At 50.3% G+C, this 14,233-nt stretch carries 15 protein-coding genes; 3 read left to right on the top strand and 12 right to left on the bottom strand.

Annotated elements, in window-relative coordinates; translation table 11 throughout:
- Window positions 1-48 precede the first annotated feature (48 nt).
- Window positions 49-594: a PadR family transcriptional regulator gene (locus BMW43_RS17585; protein ID WP_091750778.1), complete on the top strand. Its 546-nt coding sequence runs from the start codon at window positions 49-51 to the stop codon at window positions 592-594.
- Window positions 595-683: 89 nt separating this feature from the next.
- Here the strand turns inward: BMW43_RS17585 and BMW43_RS17580 are convergent, their stop codons facing one another.
- From BMW43_RS17580 to BMW43_RS20950, 3 genes are all read right to left on the bottom strand, one after another.
- Entirely contained in the window at window positions 684-1,820 is a 1,137-nt protein-coding gene (locus BMW43_RS17580) for an HD domain-containing phosphohydrolase (RefSeq protein ID WP_091750775.1), read from the bottom strand.
- 221 nt (window positions 1,821-2,041) lie between these two features.
- Window positions 2,042-2,806 (bottom strand): serine hydrolase, encoded by a 765-nt coding sequence (locus BMW43_RS17575; RefSeq protein ID WP_091750772.1) that lies wholly within the window; start codon window positions 2,804-2,806, stop codon window positions 2,042-2,044.
- A gap of 180 nt (window positions 2,807-2,986) precedes the next feature.
- The gene (locus BMW43_RS20950; protein ID WP_143050656.1) at window positions 2,987-3,232 is read right to left on the bottom strand and encodes a hypothetical protein; all 246 of its coding nucleotides are present in this window, start codon (window positions 3,230-3,232) and stop codon (window positions 2,987-2,989) included.
- Window positions 3,233-3,546: 314 nt separating this feature from the next.
- On the opposite strand from BMW43_RS20950, the gene BMW43_RS17565 reads away from it, so the two are divergent.
- Window positions 3,547-4,104 (top strand): DNA-3-methyladenine glycosylase I, encoded by a 558-nt coding sequence (locus BMW43_RS17565; protein WP_091750766.1) that lies wholly within the window; start codon window positions 3,547-3,549, stop codon window positions 4,102-4,104.
- A 268-nt stretch (window positions 4,105-4,372) separates the two neighbouring features.
- Here the strand turns inward: BMW43_RS17565 and BMW43_RS17560 are convergent, their stop codons facing one another.
- Together BMW43_RS17560 and BMW43_RS17555 are read right to left on the bottom strand one after the other, a co-directional pair.
- Complete coding sequence (locus BMW43_RS17560) at window positions 4,373-4,696, bottom strand: AzlD domain-containing protein (RefSeq protein WP_091750763.1); 324 nt, start codon at window positions 4,694-4,696, stop codon at window positions 4,373-4,375.
- Entirely contained in the window at window positions 4,686-5,375 is a 690-nt protein-coding gene (locus tag BMW43_RS17555; protein WP_245732574.1) for an AzlC family ABC transporter permease, read from the bottom strand. The genes BMW43_RS17560 and BMW43_RS17555 overlap by 11 nt, the downstream gene beginning before the upstream one ends.
- 212 nt (window positions 5,376-5,587) lie before the next feature.
- Here BMW43_RS17555 and pdxR point away from each other — a divergent pair, with 212 nt between their 5' ends.
- Window positions 5,588-7,096 (top strand): MocR-like pyridoxine biosynthesis transcription factor PdxR, encoded by a 1,509-nt coding sequence (pdxR, locus tag BMW43_RS17550; RefSeq protein WP_091750760.1) that lies wholly within the window; start codon window positions 5,588-5,590, stop codon window positions 7,094-7,096.
- Window positions 7,097-7,345: 249 nt separating this feature from the next.
- On the opposite strand, the gene BMW43_RS17545 is transcribed toward pdxR, so the two are convergent.
- The 7 genes from BMW43_RS17545 to BMW43_RS17515 all read right to left on the bottom strand — a co-directional run.
- The gene (locus tag BMW43_RS17545) at window positions 7,346-8,647 is read right to left on the bottom strand and encodes a TolC family protein (RefSeq protein WP_091750757.1); all 1,302 of its coding nucleotides are present in this window, start codon (window positions 8,645-8,647) and stop codon (window positions 7,346-7,348) included.
- A gap of 26 nt (window positions 8,648-8,673) precedes the next feature.
- Window positions 8,674-9,849: an ABC transporter permease gene (locus BMW43_RS17540; RefSeq protein WP_091750754.1), complete on the bottom strand. Its 1,176-nt coding sequence runs from the start codon at window positions 9,847-9,849 to the stop codon at window positions 8,674-8,676.
- Complete coding sequence (locus BMW43_RS17535; protein WP_091750751.1) at window positions 9,836-10,966, bottom strand: HlyD family secretion protein; 1,131 nt, start codon at window positions 10,964-10,966, stop codon at window positions 9,836-9,838. The genes BMW43_RS17540 and BMW43_RS17535 overlap by 14 nt, the downstream gene beginning before the upstream one ends.
- A 206-nt stretch (window positions 10,967-11,172) precedes the next feature.
- A complete protein-coding gene (locus BMW43_RS17530) occupies window positions 11,173-11,667 on the bottom strand; it encodes a MarR family winged helix-turn-helix transcriptional regulator (RefSeq protein WP_091750746.1) in 495 nt (164 codons plus the stop codon).
- A gap of 268 nt (window positions 11,668-11,935) precedes the next feature.
- Entirely contained in the window at window positions 11,936-12,781 is an 846-nt protein-coding gene (locus BMW43_RS17525) for a Cof-type HAD-IIB family hydrolase (RefSeq protein WP_091750743.1), read from the bottom strand.
- Window positions 12,782-13,104: 323 nt separating this feature from the next.
- Window positions 13,105-13,746, bottom strand: a complete 642-nt coding sequence (locus tag BMW43_RS17520; RefSeq protein ID WP_091750740.1) for a lactate utilization protein — start codon at window positions 13,744-13,746, stop codon at window positions 13,105-13,107.
- A 237-nt stretch (window positions 13,747-13,983) separates the two neighbouring features.
- A partial coding sequence (locus BMW43_RS17515) for a group II intron maturase-specific domain-containing protein (RefSeq protein WP_091750736.1) occupies window positions 13,984-14,233 on the bottom strand: 250 nt, incomplete at its 5' end.

Below are 14,233 nucleotides of genomic sequence, written 5' to 3'. Positions count from 1 at the left end.
CGCCTGAAACTATGCTACAATGAAAATCACTGGAATGGAGGTATTTCCATGCGGACACTAAAATATGCGATTCTCGGACTGTTAAACTGCGGTCCGCTGACCGGCTATGATATTACTAAAGAATTTGCCAGCACTCTCGGTAATTTTTGGAGCGCCAAACACAGTCAGATCTATCCCGAGTTGAAAAAACTGGCCGATGAAGGGTTGGTTGTCTTCCATACGGTCACGCAGGGAGAAAAGCTGGAAAAAAAGCTATACACCATCACCTCCGACGGCCGGGAGGATTTTCTCCAATGGCTGAGCCGGGATGAGCCGCTTGAGCCAACGCCTAAAGATATTTTTAAACTGAAAACCTATTTTTCCGACGCCTTGCCTGCCGCCAAGCGGCTCGAACAATTTCAATCGCAGCTAATTAAACGCCAAAAAAAACTAGACATGCTTAAAAACCATAGAGAAAAGCTGTACGGAAACACCAACCCGGCCACCTTGAATGACCGGCAATGCAGTGATTATCTCGTTCTGCAGGGGGCCATTCTGCGTGAAGAGGCCTATGTAACCTGGCTGCGGGAAAGCATCGCCCTCCTCGGCAGCTAATGGCGAATAGCAACTGCCATATGACTTTCTTGCCCCACCTACTCCCAAATAAAAAAACAGGAGGCCATTAGCTTGGCCTCCTGTTTTACTTATTCGGGAAGACAATAATTCTTCTCTTTTACCAACCGGACAAGGGCGTCCACCACAACAGAATCGTACAATACCCCTTTATTCCGCAAAAGCTCTTCCAAAGCAGCATCCATCCCCGGCGCCGGCCGGTAGGGACGATGGGAGGTCATCGCTTCAAAGACATCGGCCACCGCAATAATCTTGGCCTCCGGCAGAATTTGCTCCCCCGTCAGCCCGTGCGGATAGCCGCTGCCATTTAAACGCTCATGGTGCTGCAAAATAATCTTCGCAATGGGCATAAGAAAGTTCACATCTTTAAGAATATCATAGCTCATGGCAGCGTGGGTCTGAATCAGACCGAACTCCTGCGGCGTAAGCTTGGACGGTTTCGTCAACAGTTCGCCGGGAATGCCGATTTTTCCGATATCATGCACAATGGCCGCACGACGCAGCATTTCACAACGTTTTTTATCCCAGCCCAACTCGCAGGCCATATCGTAAGAAAGGATACCCACCCGCCGTTGATGGCCGGAAGTATAGGGGTCCTTCAACTCTACCATCTTGGCTACCGTTAGCAGTGTGCCGTCGATAGCTTCCTCAAGCTGTCGCGCCTGGCTGGCGATGCTTTCCTGATAGCCGATATTATCCATGGCAATGGCCGCCGTGTCGGCCAGCACGTGAAGCACCTGCACCTGTTCCGCCGTAGGTTGACATACTTTGGACCAATAACAGCCAATAGCACCGATTGGATCATTCGTTTTAATCGGCACCATGGCCAGACTGCGTACAAAGGTTTTGCGATATACATCAATCGGAATCCGGTCGTCATGATAAATATCTTCAATAATAGTAGGCTGGCGGTTGCGCATAACCCAGCCGCTGATGCAAATCTCCATAGGAAAACGCAGCCCTTTCCACAGCGGAGTAATGGCATCTTCCTCTGCATAATAGCAAAATTCCCCATCCCGTAAAACAAAGGTAGCTCCATCCGAGCCGGTGAGTTCCCGTACCGAATGACGGACAATATCCATTACCGCCTGTAAATCATGGGTAGCGGAAAGCTGCTGCACGACCTTAAGCAATTCCTCCATAACATGAAGCGCTGGTGCGCAGGCATCGGTTCCGACGAGCACGGAGGTATTGTTATTTTGAAGCATAACCGATACTCCTTTCGTCATATTCCTCACGTTGTCATACGCTTGTTCCTTAACACTCCGGAATAATTACCAAAGTTTACAAGTAAAGTATAACATAAACTGACAAAAGGAAGTAGTCTCTGTTAAAAGAGAATTGTTATCCCGTTTCTGCCCATCAGATTTTTCTCTCGTTTCCCGCCTGCTCTGCCAACTTGCGGCGATGTCTCACAACATGCGCCTCTCTATTTTCTTCGCAACGCATTATACAGCTTAGCCGACTCTGCCGCAATGAAATCGCTGGAATACCGGTGATCGGCGGCAGAAGTATAGAAGCTGATCAAGATAGGATCATGCCCATCCTGAATGACCCCCACGTCGCAAAGCACATCGTCCAGCTCACCGACCTTATGAAAGACCGGCGTCAGCATATAGCGGGGAATTTCATCATGAAAAATGGAATTGGCCAGCTCGTCTTTTAACTGCTCCGATTTGTTCCTGTCCAGGTAGGATTCTGAATAAATCCGTTCAAACACCTTGGCCATTTCCAGAGGCGTGGTTACACTGTGATACTGGTACTGCTGATAGGCCTTTTCATTATGGATCAGTGTCCGCTGCAACCGCAGGTCTTTGGTAACTTTGCTAAGCGTATCGGTATGGTTGCTGTCAAATTCACCAAGCAGAGCATAAAAGGAGTCATTGTCACTTACGGTCATCATGGCTTCAATGTATTGATCGTATTGCTCCTTTTTGTACGTTTCGGCACCGGGATACAGATACTTGTAGGTAGCCAGCGCAACCAGCAGTTTACTGGTTGAGGCCGTGGGAAAAATCTCATTTTGATTAAATTGAATGGTCTTTCCTGTGGTCAAATTCTTGGCGTACACACCGGCCTTGCCCTGAAAGCCCTGCAAATCTTTTGCGATTTCCTTGTTAAGTGCCGGTGCAGCCCAGCCGTTTACAGTCATTGCGCTTAGCAGTAAACATACTGCCATTGTTTTTTTTATCATAAATCCACCCCATTATGTATTCTCTACTATTATGAGGCAAACTTATGATTAAAATGAGACAAACGGCCAACTTTTTCTATTTTAACCAAAAGGTTCGGAAGGCAGGCCATTCCGAACCCCACCAGGACGAGTCCTTCGATTCAAATTCCCCCTCACAAGGGATCATTCACGCAATTCTTTTTATAATTCCTCAGCATATAGCCGGCCCCGTTCGCATTGAGGTGACGACAGGCTGCAATGATTCTTACAAAGCGGACATACCTTTGCTTTCCCTGATTCCTGATCCCGCGCAGGACTTTCGCTGTAGGATCTAGACAGATTTCGCTGAAAACCCCGGCCATGATGATGTCCATGACGGTGGCGGCGATGTTCCCGCCAGTCTTCCGAAAACAAATTAAACAAATTAAACAAATTAAATAACCCCATAGCAAAACAACTCCTTTTCTTTAACCCTGGCTGCAGGCCGTTTACAAGAAGGCCAGCCGCCATCCTCCTTCGCGGAGGTTTTCCGGCACCCTCAGTCATGTGACGGCCGCCTGTTCCCGACTTGCTTTGCCATTATTGTAAAAAGAGAATCTAAAACCGTCTTAAAGATTCCTTAAAATTTTTATAAATTACCACGATATAAACCGCCTTAACAGTCGGTAATGATATAATAGATTTCATAACAACTAATTCTGCGTCAGCGGACAAGTCCGTGGAAAATCGCGGCGACAGCCGCCTCAATCAGGAGGAGCACGATGCCAATACGATGCGCTTGGGTTACCGAGGAACCCTTATACATCCGCTATCATGACGAAGAGTGGGGACAGCCCTGCTATGACGATCAAAAGCTGTTTGAAATGCTGATCCTGGAAGGCATGCAAGCCGGACTGAGCTGGATCACCGTTTTGCGCAAACGGGAAAACTTCCGGGAAGCCTTCGACGGTTTTTCAGCCTCGAAAATCGCCCAATATGACGATGCCAAAACTGAACAGCTCATGGCTAATCCGGGCATTATCCGCAACCGGCTAAAAATCAAGGCGACCATTCAGAATGCCCAACAGTTTTTGGCCGTTCAAAAGGAATACGGCAGTTTTAGCGACTTTATCTGGCAATTTGTCGGCGGCCAGCCCAAAGTCAATCACTGGCAGCAAATCAGTGAGGTTCCGGCAACCACCCCTGAATCAGATGCAATGAGCAAAGCACTGCGCAAACGGGGCTTTAATTTCGTCGGCTCCACCATCTGCTATGCCTTCATGCAGGCTACCGGCATGGTCAATGACCACACCACCGATTGTTTTTTGCACGGCCAATAGCCGGCAAACACAGTATTCTTCTATCTGTGGCAGCGCAGGCTACTTCCCCGCCGTGCAACGCCATAACGAAAATCAAAGGACCGTCCCCAGGAGTACGGCCAATAGGCAACAACCATAATGGCAGACAAAAGCCTCGACCTTTTTGTGAACAAAGAGTCGAGGCTTTTTTTGTTGAAAGAACTACGGATGTATTCACACTGCTCGTCCTGGCGGCAGTTCGGGAAAAGCAGAGGTTTCTTAAAAGACGTATACCGAGCGCTAAAAGCTTTTAAAAATTAAAAACCCGCAAGCCCAGCATCACCGCCATGCCACCACTCATGGTCACCAGGGGTGGTTGTCGGAGATAGGCCAACAGCGCCGCTATGGCACCGGCAATCAGATAGCTGTTATGAGGTGAAACTTCGACATAGCCATGCGGCGCCAATAGGGTCGGCGCGATGAGTGCAGTTAGGATGGCCGTGGGCACATATTTTAAAAACCGCTTGAAACAGGCAGGAATCCCGGCAGCACCCAGAATAGCCGGGCTGGCAAAACGGGTAGCAAAAGTGGCAATCGCCATCATTATAATGGTAACAACGATCTCAGTCCGCATCAGTTTCTCCCCTTTCTAATACGCCGCCAACTACGGCAGCCGTTAAACAGGCAATAATAATATACCATTTCCCCGGTATGCTAATGGCTGCGACGATACTGACACCCGCAGCGACCAGGCATACCAGCAGGTTGCGCTTGTCGGTGAGCCGGGGAATTAAGAGGGCCAGAAAAGTGGCAGGCATGGCAAAATCAAGACCCCAGGAAAGCGGATCGCTGATACGGCTGCCAAGAAAAATCCCCCCGGCCGTAGATAAAGCCCAGGTGACATAGCCGGTCATATTACTCCCTAATTGATACGCGGCACTATAGCTGCTGGCCTGCGCCCGGCTAATCGTCACCGCATAGGTTTCGTCGGCCATCCCAAAGGTAAGCAGTGCCTTATGCGGCAAAGATAATCCGGTCATATGGGGAGCAAGGGAAAGTCCCATCAGCAAATGACGCAGATTGATTAACAGTGCTGTCAGGGCAATCATAGCCATACCCGCCCCTTCGGCAAACATCGGTAAACTGATAAACTGAGCTGCCCCGGCAAACACCAGCAAAGACATCAGCAGCGTTTCACCGGGCGTAAGCCCAATTGATTGCGCTACAATTCCATAGGCCAGGCCAAACGGGACTACTCCCACCATAATCGGCAGCGTATCTCTAATCCCTTCCGTTAACTCTGTAATTTTCACTTTTTATCCCCCCAGCCACCTTACCCAGTGGTCCACCAACTCTGAAAATACAATTACTTCATGGGTCCTTTTCCGCCAATTTAATTTGTACCTTCAAAGTTAGCGGACCACTTGTGCTTTTTATCCATCATAGCCGGCAGGAATATAATTGTAAATATCCAATATAACAATAAAAGAATACCAATTATTAAATTATAAGGAGAATACCGAAAATGGATATAACCAAAATACTAAGTGGTATTCGAATTGATCAACAGGCAACCGCCCCCATGTACCTGCAGATAGCCAACAGCCTGGCAGCCAAAATCAAAGAATGCACACTGCCGGCCAATACCAAACTGATGCCGGAGCGGGAACTCGCCAACCTGCTTAAGGTAAGCCGCACCACCGTCATTAACGCCTACCGGCTGCTGGAAGAGAACGGCCTGGTAACCACTCGTGTCGGCAGCGGAACCTATATTACCGAGCTAAGTACCGGTGACGGGCACACCGGCAGTATGCCCTGGGAGCAGCTATTCAGCCCTCCCTACAAATCCCCTTTAGCTTCCCTGCTTCGCTCACTGGTCTCGTCGCCTACGGCGGATGACACCATTTCTTTCGCTGCCGGTATGCCCGACCCACAGCTCTACGACCTCACTATCCTGGAAAACCTGACCAACCAGTGTCCGGACCTGCCAAAGGAAACCTTCGGCCACATATCCATCGAAGGCTATTCCCCGCTTAGGCACTCCCTCGCTGCCTGGCAAACCTCACTGGGGATCCCGACCAGCCCGGATAACGTACTGATCGTCTCCGGCTCTCAGCAAGGTCTTTACCTCCTGGTGAAGGCTCTGGTTGAACCAAGAGATTATGTCATTGTGGAATCGCCGACCTATCTTGGCACCATCCAGTTGCTGGAGGCTGCCGGAGCTCGTATTCTGGGCCTGCCGCAATCCGACAGTCTGGATCTAGCCGTACTTGAGGATTATTTGATCCGCTACCGTCCTAAATTCTTCTACACTATTCCAACCTTTCAGAACCCGGCCGGCCGGGTCATGACCTTAGCCCAGCGCCAGGAATTAATCCGCTTAGCCGCCCGTTACCGGCTCGCTATTGTGGAAGACGATCCGTACAGTCAGCTATATTACGGACAACAACCACCGCCCACGCTCAAAAGCCTGGACACCTACGGGGGAGTTATTTATTTAAGCACCTTTTCCAAAATACTGTTCCCCGGGCTGCGGACCGGCTGGATAACCGCTCCACCGCCGGTCATTAACCGGTTAGCCCAGGAGAAGCAATATGTCGATCTGCACAGCAACAACTTGTCCCAAATCATTCTCCACACCTGTCTCCAGCAGGATTACCTGGCCCAACATCTAACCTTAGTCCGCCGGGAATACAGGAAACGCCGCGATGCCCTGGCCGGAGCAATCAGACAATACTGCCCGGCATATTTAGATTTTACCCTGCCTGCCGGCGGCTTTTATCTGTGGTGCAAGGTTCACCCGCCGGCATCACCGGCCGAGCTGCTGCGTCAGGCCGCTGCCGCCGGCGTTACCTTTGTCCCCGGTGAAGCCTTTTATCTGAACCAGCCGGACAGCCCCTATATTCGGCTCTGTTTTGTAACACACGACGAAGACCGCTTGACTGAGGGTGTCCGGCGGCTGGCAAAAATTTTAGCGTCCGGTGCCGCCAACGCACCGCTGGCGGCAGACACCAGCGCTCGTCCCCTGATCTGACATTTACGAAAAAAAAATGAGTTATCCCCCAAAGTTCGTAACACTCCCATCAGAAAGCGGCAGGAATCAACTCAAAAGAACTGTCCCCCAAGAATAATCAACAATGAGCATTACCCAAGCGTTAAAAGGAGTTCCGTCTATGACCTGCTAGGCATGGACGGGACTTCTTTCCTTATACTAGACTTTGAACCGGCCTACGGTCTGAGTTAATTCTGCAGCCATTTTACCGGATTGCCAGCCGTTGTGCTGTTATTTTTCTTTTTCCGGAAGATTTACCGGTTTACCCATGGCCCGTTCCAAGGCCGACTTGCTGACATTGTACTCATAGATCGACCGGATATAGTTTGTTTTAGCGGTAGTCAGCGCCACCTGGGCATCCATCACATCCAGGTTGGTCGCCAGGCTTACTCCATACCGCAGCTGGGACAGCTTAAAATCCTCCACCGCCTTAGCTACCGCCGTCTGATTGGTTGCCATATTCTGCTCGGCCTTCTTCATATCCAGAAAGGCGCTTTGCACCTGCAGCTCTACTGTCCGGGCCACCTCGCCGGCATGGTGCCTGGCCTGCTCGACCTTCTGCTCGGCGGCTTTCACTCCGGCACTGGTTACCTGGCCGTCAAACACGTTCAGGTGGGCCGTGATGCCGGCCATCCATTGCTTGGTGTCAAACTGGTCGAGCTTGGTGTCATAGGTGGTATACGAAGCATCCAGCGATACGTCCGGCCGTTTGCCGGCTTTGGCCAATTCAACGCCCAGCCTGGCCTGTTCCATCGCCTCGGCCTCGATCAGTTGCTCCGGATGATGGGCCAGCGCATAACTAACCGCCTCCGGCAGCTGATAATCATTTTGTTCATAAGTAAACTGATCCTCAATCACCGTGTCCTGGCCGATAGCAACCCCCATTAACTTATTCAGGGCAAATACGGCCTTGCGGGTATCATTTTGCGCATTCACCAGTGCCTGACGGGCATCACTCAGTTCCACCTCGGCCCGCAGTACATCGGCCCGGTTCACATTGCCTACGGCATACTGCGCTTCCACCTGCTTCAAATGCCCGGCCAATTGCTCGTTCGCTTCCTGCCGCACCTGTTCCATATGACGGCAGGACAGCAGGTAGTAATAGGCCCCGATGGTCTGAAATGCAATTTCCTGCCCGGTGTTTTGCAGCGCCAGCGCACTGATCTCACGACCAGCCTGAGCCTGCTTAAGGGTATTTTCAACCCGTCCGCCCGAATACAGCGGCAGCGTAGCAGTTAGAGAATTGATAAAATAATCGGAAGGTACATCATCAATATGATACACACTCCAATACTGGCCGCCAATTTTGGCCGTCGTATGGGTGGCATCAAGCTTGATACTCTTTTCCCCCTTGGCCTTCTTTACCTGCCACTCGGCCTCGGTCACCCCGCTGGCCGCCATTTGAATCTGCTCGTTATTAGTCAGCGCCAGCCGGATGCTTTCCTCCAGGGTCAAGGCATTTGATTCGGCAAAAACCGGTAAGGCGCCGGCCAGCAAGACGAGCAGGCAGCCGGTTATATATATTCTTTTCATGTAGACTTCCTCCCGTAACACTAGGTTTAGGCCACTTCCTCCTGGCTGCCGGCAGCCGTTTGCCGCTGCAAACTGTTATACTCCCGGTAAAACCGGATACAAACCAATAGGGCCAGCACCGTCACATACATCATGTAACTGCCAAACTCCTGGGCCGCATCCATAAACGAAGCGCCGCGCAGCAGAATATCCCGCGTGAAGCGGAACACCCAGGTAAGCGGAAAAATGTTGCTCACCAGCCTGACCCATTCCGGCAGAATATCCAGCGGCGTCGTATAACCGCCCAGAATAAAGCCGCCCGGTACAAACAGGATCATCTTACTGATGGCCGCCCCCGGATTGGGTGCCCCCCAGCCAAACAGAATGCAGCTAAATGCCATGGACCACACAAACAACAGCACGGCAAACACCAGCGAGAAAAAATTGCCGGCAAAGCTTAAATCCCCGATCAGGCGCAGCAGCCCCAGTCCGACAAACAGGCTGACAAACAGACAAAAGCAATAGGGAGCAAACCGCAGCATCAGATCAAAAGGCGTCCCCTTCAAAATCTGCTTTCGCCATTTTCTCTCCAGCCGCAGCCGGGCCATCATCCCAATGGTGGCAAAGACAAAGAACATGGCGCTAAAGAAAAACAGGAAGCCCACGACGGTAGAGTTGTTGGAAGAATCGGTCGGGTTAAACAGCAGGCGTTCCTTGAGCGAAATATTGCTGATAAGGCCGGCTGTCTGCTGGCCGCTTACCCCCAGGGCCTCCACCTCCGGCGCGGCAATCATGCTGTTTTCCACGGCCACGATGGTATTAAGGGCACTTTTCAACGTGCCCGTTGGCGCGGCCGTAATATTATCGTAAAATACGCCAATGTTATTTTCGGTTTTGTCATAGCGGTTTTTTTCAAAGCCAGCCGGGATATACACCGCCGCCAGATAGCGGTCCTGATACAGCAGCTTCTCCGGATCGGCGGGAACATTCAATATGGTTTTCACCTCAATATACGGCGACGCATTGAGCTGCTCAATAAACTCATGGCTGAATTTTGAATTATCCAGATCGATAACCGCCACCTTGGCATCCTCCACATGATGGTTGGACAACACGGCCCAGAACACCAGTGTGATCACAATGGCAATCATCAGCGAAACCTTTTCATAAGGCATCCCTTTGCCGGAGAAAAGATACTGCAGCTCATCTTTAAGAAAGCGCATCCTGCTTCACCTCAACCGTCATGCCGGGCAGCACATTGGCTTCCGGTTCTATGTAAATTCTGACTTGGAACGCCGCCAGGTCGGCCTGCCCCTTTTCTCGGCTCATCTTTAAGTCGGCAAAGCCCGGCGCCGCCGTAATAAAGCGGATGGTTCCCGGTACCTCGGCCGCCGTAGCCACCGAAGTGCCGGTTAGCTTGCCACCCACCTGCAAGGCGGCTGCCTGCCGTTCATCCAGATAAATATCATAATAATAGCGCTTGCTTTCCAGCAGAATTACCGGTGCATTGGGTGCCACCATTTCTCCCTGCTTGGCAATTACCTTCAGAATTTTTCCGTCCTCAGGCGCCCTTAAGGTCAATCGTCCTTTTTTCACCTGCAGCTCCTTAAGCTGAACCAGCAGATTCTGCCGTTCCTGCAGCAGTTCTTCCACGCCGTGGCGGCTGTTGGCCAGCGTTTGCCGCTGCTGGTCAATTTCCGGCAGATAGATAGCGTCGGCCGTGCCGCTGGTTAGAATTTGCTCCCTAGCGCCGGCATTGCTGCCGGCCAGCATTTTTTCCAACAGGCGCTGCTGCTGCCCCATATTGGCAGTGGCCATATCAAGCGCGGCCTGGGCACTATCCATTTCGGCCTGGGAAATAGCACCGGAAGCAGCCAGCGATTTCTTGCGATCAAAGGTAAGCTGTTGATTGTGATAGGCGGCATTAGCGGCATCCAGTGCCATTTTCTGCTGCTCGATCTGCCGGTACGTTTGGGTTTGTGCCGTATCGGTTTTGGCATAGCCGATGGTAATATCGCCGCTGGCCTGGTTAATTCTCGCGTCCATTTGTTTGATTTGAGCCTGCAGTTTCTCTATGGCCAGATCCACATCGGTGCTGTCCAGCACCATCAGGACATCGCCTTTTTTCACTTCCTGCGATTCTTTGACCTGTTCAGTGATCAGCCTGCCGCCGATATTTTCGAAAGCCAGCTTGGCCTGTTCGGCCGTTAGGATGCCGCCTTTCTTCTCGGCTGCCACCGACACGGCATCATGGCCCTTAAAGGCCAGCAGCAAGCCGCCGGCAAAAAACAAGGCCAAAAAACCCAGTCCGATCCTTACCGTTTTCTTTTTAACGTCCATCCTGCTTACTCCCCATTCATCTGACAAGGTGCGCCAATACCACCCGGTATATAATTAGCCGGCTAACTATAGCTCCGCACTTTGCCTTTCTAATTTTCTTTTCATTATATAATTAGTCGACTAACTATCAGGCAGAAAGCACCCGCCGCCAGCGGGTAACCACGCGATCCGCCCGGTTTCTTGCCGGTCGCCTCACGTAACATTGCTTATTGGGCATTCATCTTTTTCAGCAGCCGTACCAGGTGGGCCTGCTCCGTCTGGTCCAGCTTGTTCATCATTTGGGCAATGCGCAAATAATGGTCCGGCAGGATACCTTCCATAAAGCGCCGGCCCTGGGGCGTTAAAGAAACAACCTTGCCCCGGCCGTCGGCCGAGTCGGAAAAAGAAGTCGCCAGCCCGTCCCGGCTCAGGCGGTGGAGCATGGCACTGATCGTCGCCCTTGTCACACCGGCTTTATCCGCCAACTGTGACGGAGATATACCGTCGGCGGCAGCGATATACAGGATGATCATCACTGCCAGCTTCCCTTCGGACAGTTTATACTTTTTCTCCAGAACATCATAAATATGATGTTGAATCTCATTGGCCGCCTGCAAAATCTGTAGCAGTAACTGTACGGCCGAGACATTGAGTTCCGGTACTCTTTCGGCAACACCTGTCAATACTTCCCGGCTGGGAAGCTCCCGGTTGTACCAGCGCAAATCAAACCCACCTCTCCGGCATATAGTTAGTCGACTAATTATTAGTATATACCGGCAAGAAATCTTTGTCAAAAAGTTATCCTACCGCTCTCTCCTGAACTGTTGGCTCCTTGTCCCACCCTCAGAATTGCCGGGCTTTATTAGCAGCAAAGCCCGTTTCCCTGCCACACGGCTTGAAAACGGGCTTGCTCATTATGTTTTTTTAAATACAATTCCACTTGAACCCGGTAGACATTATCGTCTTTTACTGCGAAAAAGAAGGCACCATTTAGATTACGCCATATTTTTTCAGAGCCTTATAAATTCCGTCCTTATCCACATCGTCTGTTACCGCAAAGGCAGCCGCCTTCAGTTCTTCGGTGGCATTTCCCATAGCAATGCCATAGTTCACCTGGCGCATCATCTCCAGGTCATTGCGGGCATCACCAAAAGCAAAAGTATTGGCAAAATCAATACCCAGTTTTTCGTGCAAAAAGCGGACACCCTTGCCTTTGGTATGGCCAGGCAGATGGATATCCATGCGAATATTTTCCGTGGTGTACATATCTACTAGCCAGTCTTTGGGCAAACAATCCCGGCAGGTAAGCATCTGTTGTTCGGCGGCAAACATAGCGGTGACCATCCCGGAATGAATCTCCTCCGGCTGCCAGGAAAACAGCCATGGCTCATCGCCTGATAAGTCGGCACCGAACAATTCCCTATGGCGCTGCAACACCGGATGATCCGCCGGACTCGACCAGATACCCAGGCTACCGGTGAAATTAAACGGCGCATCATACTCCCGGAAAAGGCCCAGCAAAAAATCAAGGTTTTCAGGTTTAAAGTAATTATCATACAATACTTCCTGATGAAAAGTAATATAATTGCCATTGCAGCCGATGAATCCGTCAAAATTGAGCTTTTCCAGTACCGCCGGCAGCTTGCCCCGGGCCGAAGCCACCACAGCGTAATGGCCTTTTTCCTGCAGCAGGCGTACCGCTTCGCAGGTGCTGGGCAAAGGTTCATACATACCGCCAGGCAAATGCAGCATAGTCCCGTCAACATCAAAAAACACAATTTTTTTCTCCATAAGCCATTCCTCGTTTTCTTCGTTCTTCGCAATAACATGTTGCATTCCTACTCTTCTATATTTATCTCACACATTAAAAATTCCTGCCGCTACCCTCCGTCACAATTAGGCCGTCGAAAAACAACCAAGCCCGGCAAGTTGTCCTGGGACATTCTCACCGAGCTTATCCGATACTGACTATACTTTAAAATCTTTACTGTCCCTGCAAAGCTTTCGCCAATTTGCCCAGTTCCTCCGCCACTCCGCTAAAGCCGCTCCCTTTACGCGCCGGCGCGGCCAACCTTCATTGTTCTTACACCCATCACCGCTCAAATCAAAAATACTCTCCCCACAAATTACCCGAAAATACAGGGCAGGCAACCGGTATCTTAATACCCCAGTTCCCTGCCCACAATCACCACTTTGATACGGTCTTTGATAAATTGCCGTTTAATCACGACAAAGCTGTTACATATCCGTTCTTCACTTTTACAATCCACACAATATCCCAACGCAGCGCAAGGCGTCTTCTTGTTTAACCGTTTCGCATCCAGGGGAGCAGCGTAGTGCCTTGTCCGTTTTTCCGCTTCCTCCAGATTTCTTACCAGCTTATTAATTCCGGCCACAATAATAACCTGCTCCGGGCCATAGATCATAGCAGCTACTCTACTGCCATTGCCATCAATGTTGTATAATTCGCCCTCCTCGGTTAAGGCGTTTGTACTAGCTAGAAATGTATCCGCACCAAAGCTCTGCCGGTATAACGCTTTTTTCTCCTCCCGGCTAATGCCCTGCCGGTATTTGTCCAGAAAGTTGTAGCAGCCGTTACGCAAAAGTTCCAGTATGCCTGTCTCTCCAAGCGTTACCGAGTCTCCCACTGCCACCGTTGAATGCTCGGGGATCAACTGTTTTATCTTTTCTTTTAACGCCAATTCATCAGCAACATAAAAAGCGCCAATATTATGCTTTTCCAGATTAGCCATCGTTCGTTCAATTTGCTTGTTTCTATACCATGTTATATGATTGTCCATTGTCTTCCAACCACGTCCAGTTACATATTTTATCTTTAGTTCATTTTTAGGCTATAACACATCCATTAACCTATTATAACTCTTTTTTTCTTTCTGTACCTCATGTTGAGGGACATTATACACTGCCAGTTACGCGCTTCGGTCGAGTAGAGGCGGAACTCACATTCCAGCCCCCCTCACGGAACCGGACTTGCCCTATTAAGGCATCCGGCTCTTCATAGCAGCATTTACTTACGTTTAGCCATAGATATTCACATAGATTCTCGCTTTTGCTAGCGGGAATCTATCTGTTAGTTTTGCAAATCCTTCCCACGTCAAGCTCTTCTTTTGGCTTCTGCGATTGAGTATTTCAAACAATTTACGCCGTACGCAGTATCCAAAGGTATGGATTCCATTGCTGTTGTCGGTTACCCCATAGTAGCGAAAGTGCCCAACCAGCTTGGCATTTATCTGTTTGATCAAGGTTCCTAGCTCCGTGTGCATGTTT

This window comes from Propionispora vibrioides, assembly GCF_900110485.1.
GTDB classification, from domain to species: Bacteria; Bacillota; Negativicutes; order Propionisporales; family Propionisporaceae; genus Propionispora; species Propionispora vibrioides.
This window is presented reverse-complemented; position numbering and strand designations above follow the sequence as displayed.